Source organism: Nocardia blacklockiae (genome assembly GCF_015477355.1).
Lineage (GTDB): Bacteria > Actinomycetota > Actinomycetes > Mycobacteriales > Mycobacteriaceae > Nocardia > Nocardia blacklockiae.
Genome location: NZ_JADLRJ010000002.1, coordinates 64,328 through 80,144 on the forward strand (window position 1 = coordinate 64,328; position 15,817 = coordinate 80,144).

The following is a 15,817-nucleotide window of genomic DNA, read 5'->3' on the forward strand; positions in this document are numbered from 1 at the left end:
TGCGCAATTACGTATTCACATGCCTCTCGTTCGAAGGAGAACTATGCGTCACCATGCTCATTTGCAATTGCTGCGGCAGCCACCGTTGCGACTACATTTCCACGTATTCGCCGGTGTCGAGACCGAGAAGCCGTCGTGGACCGAGGAAGCCGATGCGGCGCTGAGCGAATTCGCCGATCGACTCACCGAGTGGGCCCGCACCGGCGCTGTGGACGCCGACGGCGAAGATCTCGACCGCCTGGCCGCCGAGTACCACAACACCAGCAGCCCCGCCTACGTCCGCGCGTTGCGCGAGCTGGAGTCCGGCAGGTCGGTCCTCGTCGGCGTCGACCCGGGGGAGCACGAACCCGGTATCGACGCCGAGATCCAGGCGTGCCGGGATCTGGACTGCATGCGGTACTGCCCCGACCGAGGCTGCGCGACGGCGGTGTCGATTACCGACCCCGATACCCGCTGTTGGGTGTGCGGCCGACACCTCGTGTCCTGGGACCGCTGCAAGTGGATCGACTACACCGCCGCCGACGCACGGAAGGCGATATACGACTGCCTGTGCTCGCTGGCATCCGACCACTCGGATTTCCTACCGAGCATGCAACACGCGCAGATCATCTTCGCTGCATGGACCGACCCGGAGGAATGTCCCGTCCTCGACCGGTGGGCGCACGGCAGGCGCGGCGTCGAGTGCGACGATATCGAGGTTGCCGTGTCGGAGGCGGAGAAGATGTTCGGCCGGTTGATGCTGGACCGCTACAGCTGGCGGCACGGCGGCGAGCCCGAACCGCAGATCGCGGCCGTCGCGGCGGCTCTCCGGTGCCTGCGTTCCCGCCTCGGTGACGCCCTGGTCGATACCCTGACCGCCAGTGCCCGGCGCGATCGCCGCAGCAACAGCTGGCGCATGTACGTGGGGTTGGCCAGCGCAGCAGCCGCGGCCGTCCCCGCGGGGTTGCTGTTCTCCGGTCTCGCCGAGTTCCCGCCCGGGGTCCCCGCCTTGCCCTTGGCGATGAGTTGCGCGGTGTATGCGGGCGTGACCGCCGCGGATACGGCCGTTGCATTCCGGCGTCGCCGCGACACCGCGCGCACCCTGCGCGATCTCGCACGCCCGCGCCGCCGTCTGGGCGTGCGACCAGCCGGTTCCGCGATCTGACCTACCCACGGCGCGAACCCGTGACGATCCCCCCGGGCGCTGCTTCGGCAGACTCCGGGGGCGTTGTCGTGGACTGCCGTTGCCACCGGGCCGGGCACCGGCCTCACGGCTCTACGGCTGGGCGGCAGCCGTCTCCTCGGCGCGGCGCAGCCATTGCGGCGTCACCATGACCGCGCGCTCGTTCGCGCGCCGCTTGATCACCACATGCATCCCGTCCTCGATCACCGACACGCGTAGCGCACCCAGCGCGGGGCGCGCTTGGGTGATGCTCACGTAGTTGACCTTTGACTCGGCGACCTCACAACCGTCCAGCTTGCGGAGCGCGGCCCACTGCGCCGACGGGATCAGCATCACCGAATCCCCCGGACGGTCCAGGTACGTCACCTCGATCTGACGGTCGTCGCGGCTGACCTCGTCGAGATAGTCGGCGAACTTCCATTGCAGGTCCGTCACGGTCACCTTGCTCACCGGCCGAATTATACAGTTCAGACAGGTCGAACAGCAGACAAGCCACCAGCATTCACACCAATTCCAATCTCCCAGTTGTGTCTAATCTGTCTAATCTGTATATTGATTGTCGGCGAGGAACTATCACCAACAGGTCAGTCGATGAGGAGCGACCGCGTGAGTTGCGGTTCATCACCTCAGCCATTCCAGGTCATCAGAAGGGAATACACATGCCTCCGACTCCCCCTCAGCGCGAGATTTTTGGCACGTTCGTCGACATCGACGACAACCTCTTCGAAATCGGTAAGAAGGCGGGCCTCTACACTTTTGTGGCCTGGGATTGCGACAACGATTTCACCTATGTGGACTTCACGCCCGAAACCTTGGACCAGTTGCTGCTGACCCTGCTCAGGGAACGCGGGCTTCCCCGCGGATTCGACGGATCCGAGCAGCCGTGAACAGGCAAACAGTAACCGGGATGCCGACCGGGGCCGGGGACCGCCCGACCGTCGATATCGAGTTTCCGAAGCCCGGTCGGTTCGCGGACACGTTCGTCTACGACGTGACCTACGCCGCAGGAGGTTTCGCGTGGCCGCGCGGTTCGGCGGTCGCCATGAGCGTGCCCGCCTGGTACCGGGCAGTCTCCGCACCGACACAATCCGATCCCCGGCAGCGCGCCGACCTCGAGCGCAAACGTTTGGGAACCGTACTGGCCTGGGCATCGCTGATGCTGGCGCGGCACCGCGGCCACGGTCCCATCCCGATCACGGTGCACTGCCTGCCACGGCTTCCCGGCATTCCGATTCTGTGTCCGCTCATGGTCCGTGCCGACGACGACCGCGACGGCGCACCGACGATCGCGATCGTCACCCCCGACGCCGGCTGAGACCGGCCACCATCCGCCGTGGGGTGCCGGGCAGCCGATATCTGCCCGGCACCGCCGCAGAACGATACGCCCGTCCGGCAGCCACCGTCCCCAAGGCTGCCTGCACGCCACCCTTTCTGACGGATTCCGCTCCACTGCATCGCCTTCCGATCGGTGCAGTCGCTGAGGCATCCGTCCGCCTCATTCCCTACACCAACAGTTCCGAGGTGAACCACTATGAGCCACATCGAAGACCGGGGCCGGATCGTCGCCGTCCTGCGCGGGCATACCGACGCCGCCAACGCCCGCGTCGTCGACGACTATCCCTACGGATACCGGCTGCGTTGCAAGCGCCGGTACTGGGTCGAGACCGCGCTCAAAGGCGCGAAGCGCGGCCAGTTCCGCATGGTCACCCAGACCACGAATCCCCGTCGGCAGACCGAGGTGTGGAACTCGCCGCAGCAGGGCCAGTACACGATGCGGATGTTCCTGGTGGAGCTGGAGAACGGCCAGATCGGCTCCTTCTCGATCTACGACCACTGGATCGATCCCGAGGAGTGGATGAACATCGTCAACCGCGGATTGTGGGACCAGCTCAACCTGCTCGAACGCCACGACCTCGCCAGATTCGTCGCCTTCAACCAGAAGCGGTCGGCCGAGGACTGGACGAAGTGGGCCACCGAGATAGACGACATCGGCGCGGCCGACGCTCCCGATTTCGACCAGTGGTCCGCCACGCATCCCGGCCGGATCCCGCACGAGGCGGCCTACGCCGCCCGCCGCACCTACGTCGAGTTGCGCGGACCCGATCCCCGCGAGCCGAACTGGTGGGAGGCGTGCTGGAACGGCCTGTGCGTCGCCGCCTGCGACGGCACCCACCACGTGGACGCGACCGGATACCCCTGGACTCAGCCCCGACCCGGCCTCACCGACAGCGCACCGTCCTGAGCCGCAGACCGCACCGACTCCGCACCGCGCTACGCGCAGCGGCCCGACGGATACCGCGTCTCGGACGACGCGAGACCCAGGACCGGTCGCTGCGATTCGCCGTCCTGCGGCCAGCCGCTGCCGGAGTGTTCGACGGCGCATCGTCCGGCACGCCCCTGATCGTGCTCACCGTCTACCGCAGCCCCGTCGAACCCGGCACGGTCGTCATCGAACTCGATTCCCACCTCGAGCACCGCGACATCCGCATCTACGTCGACGACGCGATCGTGCTGGACACCAACCCGCCCTCGGACGAGACGGTCACCAAGCCCCTGCGCAGGTACGCCCGCACCGTCCTCGCCCGCACCGACAACCCGGCGACGCCGCAGTGAGCGCCAGACCGGCACGGGCCCGCGCACCGCCCGCGGAGGCCTCCTAACACCGACCACGACCCCTCACAGCTCGCGGTGCCGGACAGCCGATATCTGCCCGCACCGCACCAAGCACCGCACAGCGATGCGGAAGGAGCCAAATCCCATGAGCGACATCGAACCCGCCGACGCCACCGACAGCTCCAGCGCCACCGACGCGAGCCCGCATTCCGAGGAGGAGGCCGAGCTGGCCGTCGCCATGCTCGACTACCACCTGTCCAGGCTCGCGGCCGTGCACGGCAACGGCAACGGAGAGACGCAGGGCCGACCCGAATGGGCGGACCGTGTCCGCCGCACACTGGCCGCGCTGTTGCGTACCGAGATCACCTCCGGTGCGCTTGCCCCTAGCGAGGCCGTGCGGCAGGTGCGGGAACTGCTGGACTCGCCCGTTCTCCTCATCGGCGACCCCGACCCGACACATCTGCGTCTGATCCGGTACGCCGCCACCGACCCGAATCACGCCCCGCTGCGCTGGCTGGTCCAGGAACTGACCTGGCGCCGCGCCGCGCGAGCCAACGCGTCCGGACTGTTCGGCCAGATCGAATTCATCCTCTCGCACGTCGATATTGAGGAAGCCGAGCGACTGCTGGACACCGAGAGCGGATCCCCCGTTCTAACACCCAGGCAGACAGCGCCCTGGCGCGCCCGACACCACCGATCGGGTTCTCGCGGCCGAGCATCACGCACTCGCGCCGCCGCAGCGGGAACCCACCCGAACCAATGAAAGGACCTCAGTCATGCCCGAACAACCCCAAAACCGCCCGCTCTTCCTCGCCGAGTGGATAACCGGGCTGGAAGTGGAAGTGTTCGCATTCGATGAGCATCCGCGCACCCAACCTGTCGATGTGCTACCCGACGCGGCCACGACGCAGGAAGCGACACAGCGTCTGACCACCGCCGGCTACGAACTCGTCGAGGACTGGAGCCCCGACCCCGAACACGCCGGCTGGTACGCGGCGAAGGTTCGCGTCACCGACTGACCCATCTCCGCTGGGGTGGGGCCGCGCCGCGGCCCCACCCCAGCTACGTTCCGCGCAGCCAGGCCGGAGGCCGCACACGGGATCTCGCTGGTTCGTCGTCGAATTCAGGTCCGGTCCGTGGATGTATCCACGGTACTGCCAGGCCCACGATCGTCCGCGGCGGCGAGGAGCTCGCCCTTGGTGGGACTGTCCCCGGGCGCCGGCGGCCCGAGCGGATCCGCCGGTCCAGCGTCGTTGTGGGTTGCGCCAGCCGGATCGCTTGCCAGGCTCTCACCGCAATCGGAGACCTTCGCGGCGTCATCGGCGATCCTGATGAGCTTCGCTACGTCCGCGGGGGTGAGTTCGACCAGTTCGGCCAGTTCGCCCGTCTTCAGACCGCCACGCTCGCGGACACGTTTGAGCGCGCTGCCCTGGTCGATAAGTCCCTGCACCACCGCGGATTCGGCATTGCCGACCGCGTCGCCGATCGCCGTGACGAAAGAGAGGTGGGCTGCGTCGAGAGCAGCGACGAGGTCCGCCAGCGCCGCGGAGCGCCGTCGCACGGAACCTGATTCGTTCCCTCGCATCGGCCGATCGGACACTATTGTGTGGACCGTGCGAGCCGCTGCTGCCCGGTAGGAACTCAGCGCCTTGCCGACCGCTCGGTCATGCGCCTGCACAGCTCCGGTGATCGCGCCGTCGCGAGCATCCGCAGCACCGGCGATAGCTTCACCGTGGCGGATGAACACCGCGAGATCCTCTTCGTTGGCGGCCAACGCGGCCAACGCTTTTGCCCGGCGCTCGGACAACATCCGATGAGCGGCGTGACGCGCCTTCTCGGCCGGTTTCCTCTCCCTGGGCACCTGATTTGCTCCCCGTCGATCAGTACCCCCTGCGGCCCACGATACGCCGCGCCAGCCCGGCACCGTCCGCGCCGGCATCGACGCGCACGGCATCGACGCGACGACGCCGACACCGCATCGGAGGCAAAGCCCGTGTACCGAGCCGGGACACCGGCGGCCGATTTCGCGATCACGAATCGTGTACCTCCCGTCCACTTCCCATCCATCATCGCTACAACCTTCTTCCCACACCCCACGTCTCGCACGGCCGCATGCTGTCCCGCGAGTGCCGATTGTTTCCCCTCAGCCCCCTGACATTTCAACTTCTCGTCTACATCAAATCTCTTGCATACCGGTCGTTCACATCCGCGCGTACCGTCGAAAGGGTGGCTGGCAACCTCCACAAACTCTCCGCCGGTGATGGGTACACGTACCTCACCAAGCAAGTTGCTGCCATGGATTCCAGCGAGCGCGGAGCGGCCACCCTCGCCGACTACTACTCGATGAAGGGCGAAGCCCCCGGCCGGTGGACCGGCGCGGGACTGACTGGCCTGGAAGGCATTTCGGCAGGCGACACGGTCACCGAAGACCAGATGAAGGCGCTGTTCGGTCTCGGCCGCCACCCCAACGCCCGCCAGATCGAAGACGCCAAAATCGCCGAGCTGGTCGACACCTACTTCCGCCACTACATCGCGCGGGGCTTCACAACCCGCACCGCGCAGAAGAAGGCCGCCGACCGCGCCGCGACCGAAGCACTCAAGTACAGCCGCCTGGGCAGCCCCTTCCGTGTATTTGCACAGGCGTCGGACTTCCGGCAAGCCGTTGCGCAGGCGTTCAGCGACTACAACGTCGCACGCGGCCTCAAATGGAACACCGTCATCCCCGCCGCGGACCGCGCACGGATCCGCACCGAGATCGGCCGGCAGCGGTTCCGCGCTGACTACGACCGCGCACCTCTGGACGAACGCGAACTGTCGGGCTATATCGCCCGCCACTCTCGTCAACGCACCCAGGCCTGCGCCGGATACGACTTCACCTGCACCCCAGTGAAATCCATCTCCGCACTGTGGGCGCTGGCGCCGCGCCCGATCGCCGACATCGTCCGGCAATGCCACGACGACGCCGTCGCCGACGCCATCCGCTTCATCGAACAGCACGCCGCCTACACCCGCACCGGCCCCAACGGAGTCGCCCAGATCGACGTTACCGGCGTCATCGCCGCCGTATTCGTGCACCGGGATTCCCGCGCCGGTGACCCTCAACTCCACACCCACATCGCTTTGTCCAACAAGGTGCAAGCCCTCGACGGCCGGTGGTTCGCACTCGACGGCCGACCCTTGTACAAGTTCGCCGTGTGGGCGTCCGAGCACTACAACACCAGAGTCGAAACCTATCTGCGGCAACGACTCGGTGTGCGGTTCGCCGAACGCCCGCACAAGGATCCGAACAAGCGCGGCACCCGCGAGATCGTCGGCATCGACCAGGGGCTGTGCGATCGGTGGTCGACCCGCAACAACAACATCGAAGCCCGCCGCGGACAGCTCGCACGCGCGTTCCAGCTCAAATACGGCCGCGAGCCCTCCCCCCGTGAGGCCTACGAGATAGCCGAACGAGCCGCACTCGACGAGCGACCCGGCAAGCACGACCCACGCACGGAATCCGAGCAGCGCCACACCTGGCACGACGAAGCGACCGCCCACTTCGGCACCCGCCACGGCGTTTCCGCCATGGTCGAGCACGCTCTCCACCCCGATACCAGCGACACCGACGCCCCCGCACCGCACCGGCTGGACGCGTGGATCGAAGCCGCCGCCGACGACGTGATCGCACGGATCTCCGAGCAGCGTTCGAGCTGGCAGGTCAACCACGTCGGCGCGGAAACAGAACGCCTCGTCCGCGCCGCCGATCTCGACCCAGCCGACATCGACTCCGTGATCGAGCGGGTCGTCGACGCCGCGCTCGCACCGTCGCGATGCTTCGCGCTGCCACTGGCCGACCGGTTCGTCGATCCGGCGGAGCTGACCCGCCGCGACGGCAGCAGCGTGTTCGTCCCGGCCGCCACCCAGAGCTACACCAGTGCCCCGGTCATGGCCGCCGAACAGCGGATCCTCGACGCCGCGCAGCGCCGCGACGGCCATCGCGTCAGCGACCTGTCCATCGATCTGGCGCTACTCGAATACACCGCGAACCAGCCCGGCCGGCCCCTCAACGCCGGGCAGGTCGCGTTGGTGCGCGCATTCGCCACCTCCGGTGCCCGGGTCGAAGTCGCTCTCGCCCCGGCCGGCACCGGTAAAACCACCGCCATGGCGGTGTTCGCCCGCGCGTGGCACAACGACGGCGGCACGGTCGTCGGCCTGGCCCCCACCGCGAACGCCGCCGCAGTGCTGCGGGACGAGATCGGCACCACCTGCGACACCATCGACAAGCTGATCGACAGTCTGCGTCTGGCCGAATTCGCTACTGCCACCGGAATTCCCGTGCGAATCCCGCACTGGGTGGACGATATCGATGCGTCGACCGTGGTAGTCATCGACGAAGCCGCGCTCGCCTCCACCTACCAGCTCGACCAGGTGATCGGGTTCGTTCTCGACCGCGGAGGCAGCGTCAAGCTGGTCGGCGACGACAAACAGTTGGCGGCGATCTCGGCCGGAGGCATCGTGCGGGCCATCGCCGACGCTCACGGCGCGCACACCCTCGGGCACGTCATTCGCTTCCGCGACCGCGACGGCAACGTCCGCGCCGACGAAGCCGCGGCCTCCCTCGCCCTGCGCGACGGGGACCCGGCCGCGATCGGCTTCTATCTCGACCACGGGCGCGTGCACGGCGGCGACGCCGTCGCCGCCACCGACCACGCCTACGCCGCGTGGGCCGACGATCGGCGCGCGGGCCTGGACTCGGTGATGATGGCCCCCACCCACGACATCACCCGCGAGCTGAACTGCCGCGCCCGCGACGACCGCCTCGCGGTCTGGGGCTCCACCGGCCGCGAGATCACCCTCCGCGACGACACCCAGGTCTCCGCCGGAGACGTCATCCGCACCACCGAGAACAACCGGCGTCTGGCCACATCAGGCACCGACTGGGTCCGCAACGGCTACCGATGGAGCGTGGACACAGTCCACGACGACGGCAGCCTGTCGGTCACCCACCTGCGCACCGGATTGTCGATCGTCCTGCCCGCCTGGTACGTCGACGAGCACGTGATGCTCGGTTACGCCTCCACAATCATGACCTCCCAAGGCATCACCGCCGACACCAGCCACACCGTCGTGTCCGGCAACGAAACCCGCAACGACATTTACATGGCCCTCACCCGCGGCGCCCGCGAGAACCATCTTTACGTACCGACCGCGCTGGGCGGCGACGAATACTCCGTCGTCACCGACAAGGCCCTCAACCCCGACACCGCCATCGACTTCTTCACCCGCATGCTCGCCCGCGACGGCTCTCAAAAGGCCGTCACCACACTGCTCACCGAACTCGCCGACCCCCACACCCGTCTCGCCCACGCCGTCGACGCCTACCTCCACGCCGTCGGTGCCGCCGCGGAAACCCTTCTCGGCGAACAGGAAATGGCCCGCATCGACGACGGAGCCGACACCATCCACAACGGCCTGACCGACGAAGCCGCTTGGCCGACGCTACGCAGGCACCTCGCCGTCATCGCCCTCTCCGGTACCGACCCCCTCACCGCGCTCCAGCACGCACGCGACCGCCGCGAACTGGATTCCGCCTACGACCCCGCCGCAGTGCTCGACTGGCGGCTCGACACCACCGGCAACCACAGCGCAGGAACCGGGCCGCTGCCATGGCTGACCGGCATCCCGCACCAGCTCGCCACCGATCCGACATTCGGCGAATACCTGACAGCACGCTTCACCCACGTCACCGCCTTGGCCGACCACGTCGCCGCCGACGCCCGCTCATGGACCACACCGCAGGCACCACCATGGGCCCGCCCGCTGGTCGGCGACAACACCACCCGGCTGCTCGCCGACCTCGCCGTGTGGCGAGCCGCCGGCGGCATCCCCGCCGAAGAACGGCGACCCACCGGTCCTAACCGCCTGTTCATCCGAGAACGCCGACACCAGCGACTGCTCGACCACCGCGTCGCCGCGGTCCTCGGCGACCCCGCCCACGCCGCCGCACGCTGGAAGCCCCTCGCCAACCGCATCGACGCCCGGCTCACCCACGACCCGTACTGGCCCGTGCTCGCCGACCGGCTCACCACCGCCGCCCGCGCCGGAATCGACGTCCCCGCACTCGTCGAATCGATCGCCACCGACCATCCACTGCCCGACGAACTTCCCGCCGCCGCCCTGTGGTGGCGACTGACACCCCATCTCCCACCCACCGACGACAACACCACCGCCAACACCCCGCTAGCCGACGAACTCGTCCCGCCGGATCCGCTCGCCGACGGCGCTGCGCCTCGGCACACGGCCCCGGACATTCAGCCCGCCACCACCGAACCGGACGAGGACTACCTCACCGCCGTGCTGGCAGATCCGCCCGAAGACGCGGATGCAGCCGAGCCTGCGCAGGCACACCAACGGGAGAGAGCTGGCGGACACCGGGGCGTCATCGATTTCGACAGCGCCGCCACCGCGCCCGCCGTTCCCTACCCGGAACTCACCGATACCGAACGCGTCGACCAGCTACGCGCCGACCTGGCCGCCGCGCGCCGCCGCGCCACCGACCTGTGGACCACCTACCTGGCAGGCACCGGTCAACACCGCCGCGACGCCCAGCCACAGATGCTGGCCCTACGACGCCGTGCCGACGCCCAAACGCCGTACCGAATCGCGGCCCTGCACGCCCACGACCTCTGGCAAGCCGCAGACCGCGCCGCGAACGCCGCGGAACACGCCCACGCAGCGCGAGCAGCAACTCTCACCGACGCACAACGCTCCGGCACCGAGACCTCGTCGCTCGAACTCGAGGTCGCGATGCTCGCGATGGAGGCCCGCGCCGCCCGCGCACGCGCCGACGACACCAGAACCGAAGCCACCCACGCCAAGCAAGCATGGGACGACGCCGCCGGAGACGACGAGCGCACCACCCCCGACCACGTCGACGCGCTGCGCACCGCGGCCGACAGCCTCGATCTCGCCACCGTCACCGACGCACGCAACGAAGTCGAACTCCTCGAAGCCCAGCTCCTCCGCGCTCAGAACGCCGCCGCACGCCAAACCGCACACGAGACCAGCCAGCCCGATAAGCCGGCAGAACATCCGGGCACTAGGACTACCACCGCGGTCGCGACCAAGACCCGTCACCACAGGACCGCTGCCACACCAACCAACGACCAGGCACGCGAACGCTGGCGCAGCCTCACCGACACCAAGCTAGCCGCCGAGATCGACGCCCTGACCCAGCGCCTACACCGCCTACACCGCACCGGTGCCCGTGTCTCCGGGCTGGCTGGCACCGCAGTCGCCGACCGCGTCCGCGCCGACCACGCCCAGCTCCGCACACAAGCACAGCTAGCCGCCACCGCCATCGACGCCCGCAACCAAGCACGCGACATCGAAACCCGCTGGAACCAAGCCCGAACCGTCCTCGCCGAACTGACACGACTGCGCGACACCGGGGCCGTGCACGGCAAAACCGACAAGCGAAAACTCCATGAGGACATCACAACCACCACAGACGCCGTCGCAGCGCTCAGAACCGAGCACAGCCGAACCGACGCGGCCCGGCGCGCCGCCGCCGACGCTGCGGTCGCCTCGGGCGCATACCCAGACCAATGGGAGCGGATCACCGCCCGCGCAAACGATCCGGCCGCACTCACTGCCGAACTGAACGCCGCCATCAACGAAGACACCGAACGCGCCGAACGCCAAACCCGGCACCGCACCGAATTCGACCTCCAGGTGACTCAGTTGCGGGCGGCGTTGGACACCGCCCGCGCTGAGCAGCAACAACGCCCAGGAGTGGACAACGACACGATGTCAGATGTGGACTGCGCCGCCGTAGACACGGACACCAACCTAGACGACACCGAGTTCGACATCCTCGAAACCACAACTGTTTCAGCACGAACCACAACGAGGGCGACGAAACGCTCGACTCGCCGCACCGGCGACGCCGATTACCCAAAACGACAACGCGGGCACGCAATGTGAATTCCGTTCCCTTCAAACAACATCCGGCGGCAGGCATCCTGCCCGGTCAGCACATGGTGTGGCTACTCCAATCGATCTCGCCGACGTACTCGTGGACAGGTGTTACGCAACATCTGTCACCCAAAACTTGCTTCTAGCAAACCCCGCGAGAGACGAGAGCATCCACAATCTGCGCTGCGGATTCATCGACGCTCAGCCCGGCAGTGTCGACAAATACAAGGTCCGCCTCCGCATCCTTGTACAGGCGTATGCTTTCCTCATACATGCCGAAGTATCGCCGATTAGCGTCGACCCCCTGACGCTCTTTCCATGACTTGCTAGATTTATCACCAATACGCGACCAGCAAGTATCAAAGTCCGCATTGCAGACGATCGTGACCGAATTTCGGTGATAATCCACAAGCTTCTGCAACAATGGCTCGAATTGCTCTCTTTCCACTTGGAGATATCCGAACCATGAGAGCAGGCTAATTACCGCCCGGTCACAGATGACCATGTCATGGTCCAGCAATGCTTGCTCAATAACATATTTTCTCTCAGCTTCCAATGAAATCCTCAACAGCAACTCCACCTCGGGATGGGGCCGCAAATCTTCACGTTCCACAACACGTGATATACCAAGAAGTTCCGGCTCAGCCTTTCGACCGACAACACGAATATCTTTCTCGCTGAGCCGCGTACGGACAGTTTCGATCAACGTAGACTTTCCGGAGCCGTCATACCCTTCGAAGGTAACGAATTTTCTGTACACTTATCATCCTTTGCTGTTTGACATTCACGTCTGACCGGAAAAATAATCTGGTGTACCGCGCCCAGGTTTCGATTGCAGTCCGATCGCAACCGCAGCCGGGTCTATCGCCATGCGGATGAAGGCACCTTCCGCGAGGTCGTAGACTCCATCCGCATAAGTGTCCTCATCCCAGTTCAGTGAGCCTACATGAGCGATTATGTTGATCGTGCTGTAATGGGCAACAATGACCGATACCGGGGCTCCCTTCTGCAGCACCTTGCGAATGCCGCCTCGTACCCTGCTCGCCTGCGACGCGACACTTTCCTCACCGAACTTTGGACGAAGGAAACGCTCGCGGTACGAAAGTTCCATATAACCTGGGCTGTGTTCGTGAACAAAGCTCTCCGGCTTATCCTCGAAGACGCCCGAGTGATACGCCCGGAACTCATCCACGACTTCTATCTCCGCGAGAGGGCAAACGAAATCTGCGGTCTCTCGGCATCTCAAGAGTGGCGATGAGAAGACTGCCGCCTCGCTAAGTGACGCCAGTGCCGACCTCGCCTCACTGAGTTGGTGCTCGAACCCTTCATCAAGCGGAGCGTCAAACAACCTTCCCCAAATGCCCGTTTTCGCGCGTACGCTCCGAGCGTGACGGACCAGAACTAAGTCCATTAACATTTACATTCCCCTCGACTCCCCGACAATTCAGCGCCAGTAACGGCAATTGTGCTGGTGAACCTATGCGTGGCTAATGGTTACATCAGCATGCACTCGTGCCCCGTCGCGAGCTGATAGCTGAACATCGACGGAATCTGACGGCGAGTAGTACTTCGCAACGGCCTGGAGGCAGAACAGCGTGAACAGCCCGGCAGGAACAAGCGGCGACGAAGCCCCACTCGCCGCACCTGCCGTTGCACCAATTGCGAGAAATCCTTGGACAACGCCAGGGACCTTCTCAAGAGCACGGCTGACGTCAGTGATCTTCGAGATGAACTGTGGCCGAAATCCCAGCATTCCAATTTCTTGGCCAACTTGTTTCATGATGATTTCAGCGTACCTGCGTAGAGATTCCACGAGTTCGTCCCGCAACACCACGTCATGTGGTGCCGCCCTCCAGTGCGATAGCGATTCGAAGTACCTATCGCAGGCCTGTGAACGACGGATTGCGAGCAGCACGTCTCCGCTTACCGACCGGAGATAGTGAGGCTGGGGAAGTCGAATCGAAATGTCGATATCTGAATCCACTGCGCCAGGTTCTGAGAACTCGCCTTTCTCATCTTTCAGGATGTCATCTCGCCACAAATCCATCGCAGCGGTGAAATGCTCCCATCGTGGACTATTGGGAGCTGTCAGAATGGTGTCCGCCAAGCTTCGATTGTATAATTCACACACGAGCGAGTAGTATGCTCGCAGATCTCGTTCCGCTGTTACACCTACTTCTCTTCTCGCCCGAGACAACAACTCATCAACACTGACGATTCGACCACAATCAGGCCCAAGAAGCCTTTCTCCAGAGACCTGAATGAGCTGACTTAGTAGAATCCCGTCCGAGTCGAGCAGATCAGACGACCGGTCGGAGACAATCGCAAGCTCCTCGTGTATCCATTCGCGGCTGCGACTCCAGAATCCAACGAAATCATCTGGGTCGACACGCATCTCCATCACGGGCAGTTCGCTCGCAGTAAGGTAGTGCGTTAGAGTGCGCCCAAATGACGCAGAGTTGGCCGCCGAAGACCAATAGCTTGACTGGAACGGTGTTCGATCGATCCGCTCCGCAATCTCTCTGGCGCGACGATTGAAGCCACGGCGATCGGACTGCTCCATAAAGCTGAGTAGATCGGGTAACTTGCTTGATTCTCGCCGAAAGTATGGCAAGACAAATCCGTTTCGCAGGCCGGCCTCGATCCAAGAATCTCGCGAGGGATAGTCGGCAAGGTGGCATCCAAGCCACTCACCCTGTAGGAAGTAATGGTCTGGAATCGCTAAGGTGGGTTGTAGCAATAGGTTATAATACAGACTTCGATCGAACGCAGCTCGCGGAATGGCGAACTGATAGAAGCCGTGACCAGCGGCGAATAGGGCCGAGTCGAGCTGCGCCATTTGGCCTCACTGAGAATACAAGATCAACCGTCCCCTGAACCCGCTGTGGCGCACCAGGTGTCCACAGAGAGCGACTCCTTCCAGGATAGTTGACAGTGCCAATATGGTCTATCTGTCGATGGGCCAACGACTTTCGTTACGGCGGATCGGTTCCCACTCTGTGTGTTTGGCCTTGGCAGCCCGTATCCAAAACCGTGACCAATGTGCGGGCGCTGCCTTCGATAACGAACGGTTGCCGAGTTCGATCGTCGTCCCGACGCACCCCCGCGCCGTGCAGACGTGGGCCACAGGTCGACCTCGTGGCGTGGGTCCACGCGTGCTGCTACCGTCGAAGTACTCCCTGCTACCTGCGATTGCGGTAGCGGATGAGGCGCCGGACCGCCCGTTTCGGGACCGCGCCGCCCTTCTCCTCTCGACATACCTCGGATGTTCTACGCCGATAGCCGGGCGCGACGTGCTGGCTCCCTACCTCGGGATATCGCTGTTCGAGCGGAGGACGGGTGATGTCCCATCCGTGAGCAAGCTTGACTTGCCCCATGTGTAGGGGAGTTACCGTTGGACGACGACCCGATCCTGTTCGACGACAGTGATGATGAAAGCGACACAGCTGATGACGAGCGAGATCCGCGCCGACGTCGAGCGCCGCTACCGCGACCAGATGCCCCCGGAGTGGGATTCGCAGCAGCGCGCGGCGTTCGTCGAGTCGAGGACCAGCGAACTCGAGCAGCAGATCCAGCAGGCGACCGAGCCGCTGTTCGAGCACAACCTGGCACACAACCGCGAGACCTCTGGCCGGGAACCGGATTACGCGACGGTGGTGAATCTGCGGAGCCAGGCCCGCGAGCAGGCGATGGAGATCGCACGGGGGCAGCTGTTCGAGGGCTACGACGAGCCGGATCCGGAACCGGGCCCGTGGGAGCAGGAACGGGTGATCGGGGAGCAGCTCGACACGGTGTGGATGACGAAGCCGCCGATGCAGCGGTGGGCGACGCCGTGGGCCGACCCGGTCGAGGACGACGACCTGTTCGATCTGGCAGCGATCCTTCTTCCCGGCGCGGAGATGACCCTGTTGGAGCCGGCGATGCATCTGTTGCAGGCGATGCGCGCCGAAGGGATGGAATTGCCGACGGCAGCAGGCGATCCAGCGCACCAGCAGATGGTCCAGGTACTTCGCCGCGGGCTGGAGCAGGAGAACGAGCGCCGAGCGGGCGTAGGCATGCCGACCTTGCCGGTCAGCCTCTAGA

14 protein-coding genes are annotated in these 15,817 nt (G+C 65.2%); 9 read left to right on the forward strand and 5 right to left on the reverse strand.

The window, feature by feature from the left end; translation table 11 throughout:
- Positions 1–43: 43 nt before the first annotated feature.
- Entirely contained in the window at positions 44–1,144 is a 1,101-nt protein-coding gene (locus tag IU476_RS06385) for a hypothetical protein (RefSeq protein ID WP_195097716.1), read from the forward strand.
- 111 nt (positions 1,145–1,255) lie between these two features.
- Here IU476_RS06385 and IU476_RS06390 read toward each other — a convergent pair whose 3' ends face one another.
- Positions 1,256–1,612, reverse strand: coding sequence for a type II toxin-antitoxin system prevent-host-death family antitoxin (locus tag IU476_RS06390; RefSeq protein ID WP_195097719.1), 357 nt, complete (start codon positions 1,610–1,612; stop codon positions 1,256–1,258).
- Between the two features lie 209 nt (positions 1,613–1,821).
- Between IU476_RS06390 and IU476_RS06395 the strand changes: the two genes are divergently transcribed.
- The 6 genes from IU476_RS06395 (at position 1,822) to IU476_RS06420 (ending at position 4,794) form a co-directional block, all read left to right on the forward strand.
- Entirely contained in the window at positions 1,822–2,049 is a 228-nt protein-coding gene (locus tag IU476_RS06395; protein WP_195097721.1) for a hypothetical protein, read from the forward strand.
- Between the two features lie 20 nt (positions 2,050–2,069).
- Entirely contained in the window at positions 2,070–2,477 is a 408-nt protein-coding gene (locus IU476_RS06400) for a hypothetical protein (RefSeq protein ID WP_195097724.1), read from the forward strand.
- A gap of 216 nt (positions 2,478–2,693) precedes the next feature.
- Positions 2,694–3,404, forward strand: a complete 711-nt coding sequence (locus IU476_RS06405; RefSeq protein ID WP_195097726.1) for a hypothetical protein — start codon at positions 2,694–2,696, stop codon at positions 3,402–3,404.
- A 125-nt stretch (positions 3,405–3,529) separates the two neighbouring features.
- Positions 3,530–3,775, forward strand: coding sequence for a hypothetical protein (locus IU476_RS06410; RefSeq protein ID WP_195097728.1), 246 nt, complete (start codon positions 3,530–3,532; stop codon positions 3,773–3,775).
- 145 nt (positions 3,776–3,920) lie between these two features.
- Positions 3,921–4,538, forward strand: coding sequence for a hypothetical protein (locus IU476_RS06415; protein WP_195097730.1), 618 nt, complete (start codon positions 3,921–3,923; stop codon positions 4,536–4,538).
- Positions 4,539–4,551: 13 nt separating this feature from the next.
- On the forward strand, positions 4,552–4,794 hold the full coding sequence (locus IU476_RS06420; RefSeq protein ID WP_195097732.1) for a hypothetical protein: 243 nt from the start codon (positions 4,552–4,554) through the stop codon (positions 4,792–4,794).
- Between the two features lie 104 nt (positions 4,795–4,898).
- On the opposite strand, the gene IU476_RS06425 is transcribed toward IU476_RS06420, so the two are convergent.
- Positions 4,899–5,636, reverse strand: a complete 738-nt coding sequence (locus IU476_RS06425) for a hypothetical protein (protein WP_195097734.1) — start codon at positions 5,634–5,636, stop codon at positions 4,899–4,901.
- A gap of 365 nt (positions 5,637–6,001) precedes the next feature.
- Here IU476_RS06425 and mobF point away from each other — a divergent pair, with 365 nt between their 5' ends.
- Positions 6,002–11,743, forward strand: coding sequence for a MobF family relaxase (mobF, locus tag IU476_RS06430; RefSeq protein ID WP_195097744.1), 5,742 nt, complete (start codon positions 6,002–6,004; stop codon positions 11,741–11,743).
- Positions 11,744–11,876: 133 nt separating this feature from the next.
- On the opposite strand, the gene IU476_RS06435 is transcribed toward mobF, so the two are convergent.
- From IU476_RS06435 to IU476_RS06445, 3 genes are read right to left on the reverse strand one after another with little or no spacing between them, the layout of a single operon-like run.
- A complete protein-coding gene (locus IU476_RS06435; RefSeq protein ID WP_195097745.1) occupies positions 11,877–12,494 on the reverse strand; it encodes a dTMP kinase in 618 nt (205 codons plus the stop codon).
- A gap of 24 nt (positions 12,495–12,518) precedes the next feature.
- Entirely contained in the window at positions 12,519–13,151 is a 633-nt protein-coding gene (locus IU476_RS06440) for a histidine phosphatase family protein (protein WP_324193901.1), read from the reverse strand.
- A gap of 60 nt (positions 13,152–13,211) precedes the next feature.
- Complete coding sequence (locus tag IU476_RS06445; protein WP_195097749.1) at positions 13,212–14,573, reverse strand: hypothetical protein; 1,362 nt, start codon at positions 14,571–14,573, stop codon at positions 13,212–13,214.
- Between the two features lie 592 nt (positions 14,574–15,165).
- On the opposite strand from IU476_RS06445, the gene IU476_RS06450 reads away from it, so the two are divergent.
- Positions 15,166–15,816 carry a hypothetical protein gene (locus tag IU476_RS06450; protein ID WP_195097752.1) on the forward strand — a complete coding sequence of 217 codons (651 nt, stop codon included), beginning with the start codon at positions 15,166–15,168 and terminating at the stop codon, positions 15,814–15,816.
- Position 15,817: the final 1 nt, after the last annotated feature.

What these genes read in the sequence shown, in the direction of transcription:
- IU476_RS06385 (WP_195097716.1), top strand. Translation starts at nt 44, where the DNA reads ATGCGTCACCATGCTCATTTGCAATTGCTGCGGCAGCCACCGTTGCGA.
- IU476_RS06395 (WP_195097721.1), top strand. Translation starts at nt 1,822, where the DNA reads ATGCCTCCGACTCCCCCTCAGCGCGAGATTTTTGGCACGTTCGTCGAC.
- IU476_RS06400 (WP_195097724.1), top strand. Translation starts at nt 2,070, where the DNA reads ATGCCGACCGGGGCCGGGGACCGCCCGACCGTCGATATCGAGTTTCCG.
- IU476_RS06405 (WP_195097726.1), top strand. Translation starts at nt 2,694, where the DNA reads ATGAGCCACATCGAAGACCGGGGCCGGATCGTCGCCGTCCTGCGCGGG.
- IU476_RS06415 (WP_195097730.1), top strand. Translation starts at nt 3,921, where the DNA reads ATGAGCGACATCGAACCCGCCGACGCCACCGACAGCTCCAGCGCCACC.
- IU476_RS06420 (WP_195097732.1), top strand. Translation starts at nt 4,552, where the DNA reads ATGCCCGAACAACCCCAAAACCGCCCGCTCTTCCTCGCCGAGTGGATA.
- IU476_RS06440 (WP_324193901.1), bottom strand. Translation starts at nt 13,151, where the DNA reads ATGTTAATGGACTTAGTTCTGGTCCGTCACGCTCGGAGCGTACGCGCG.
- IU476_RS06445 (WP_195097749.1), bottom strand. Translation starts at nt 14,573, where the DNA reads ATGGCGCAGCTCGACTCGGCCCTATTCGCCGCTGGTCACGGCTTCTAT.
- IU476_RS06450 (WP_195097752.1), top strand. Translation starts at nt 15,166, where the DNA reads ATGAAAGCGACACAGCTGATGACGAGCGAGATCCGCGCCGACGTCGAG.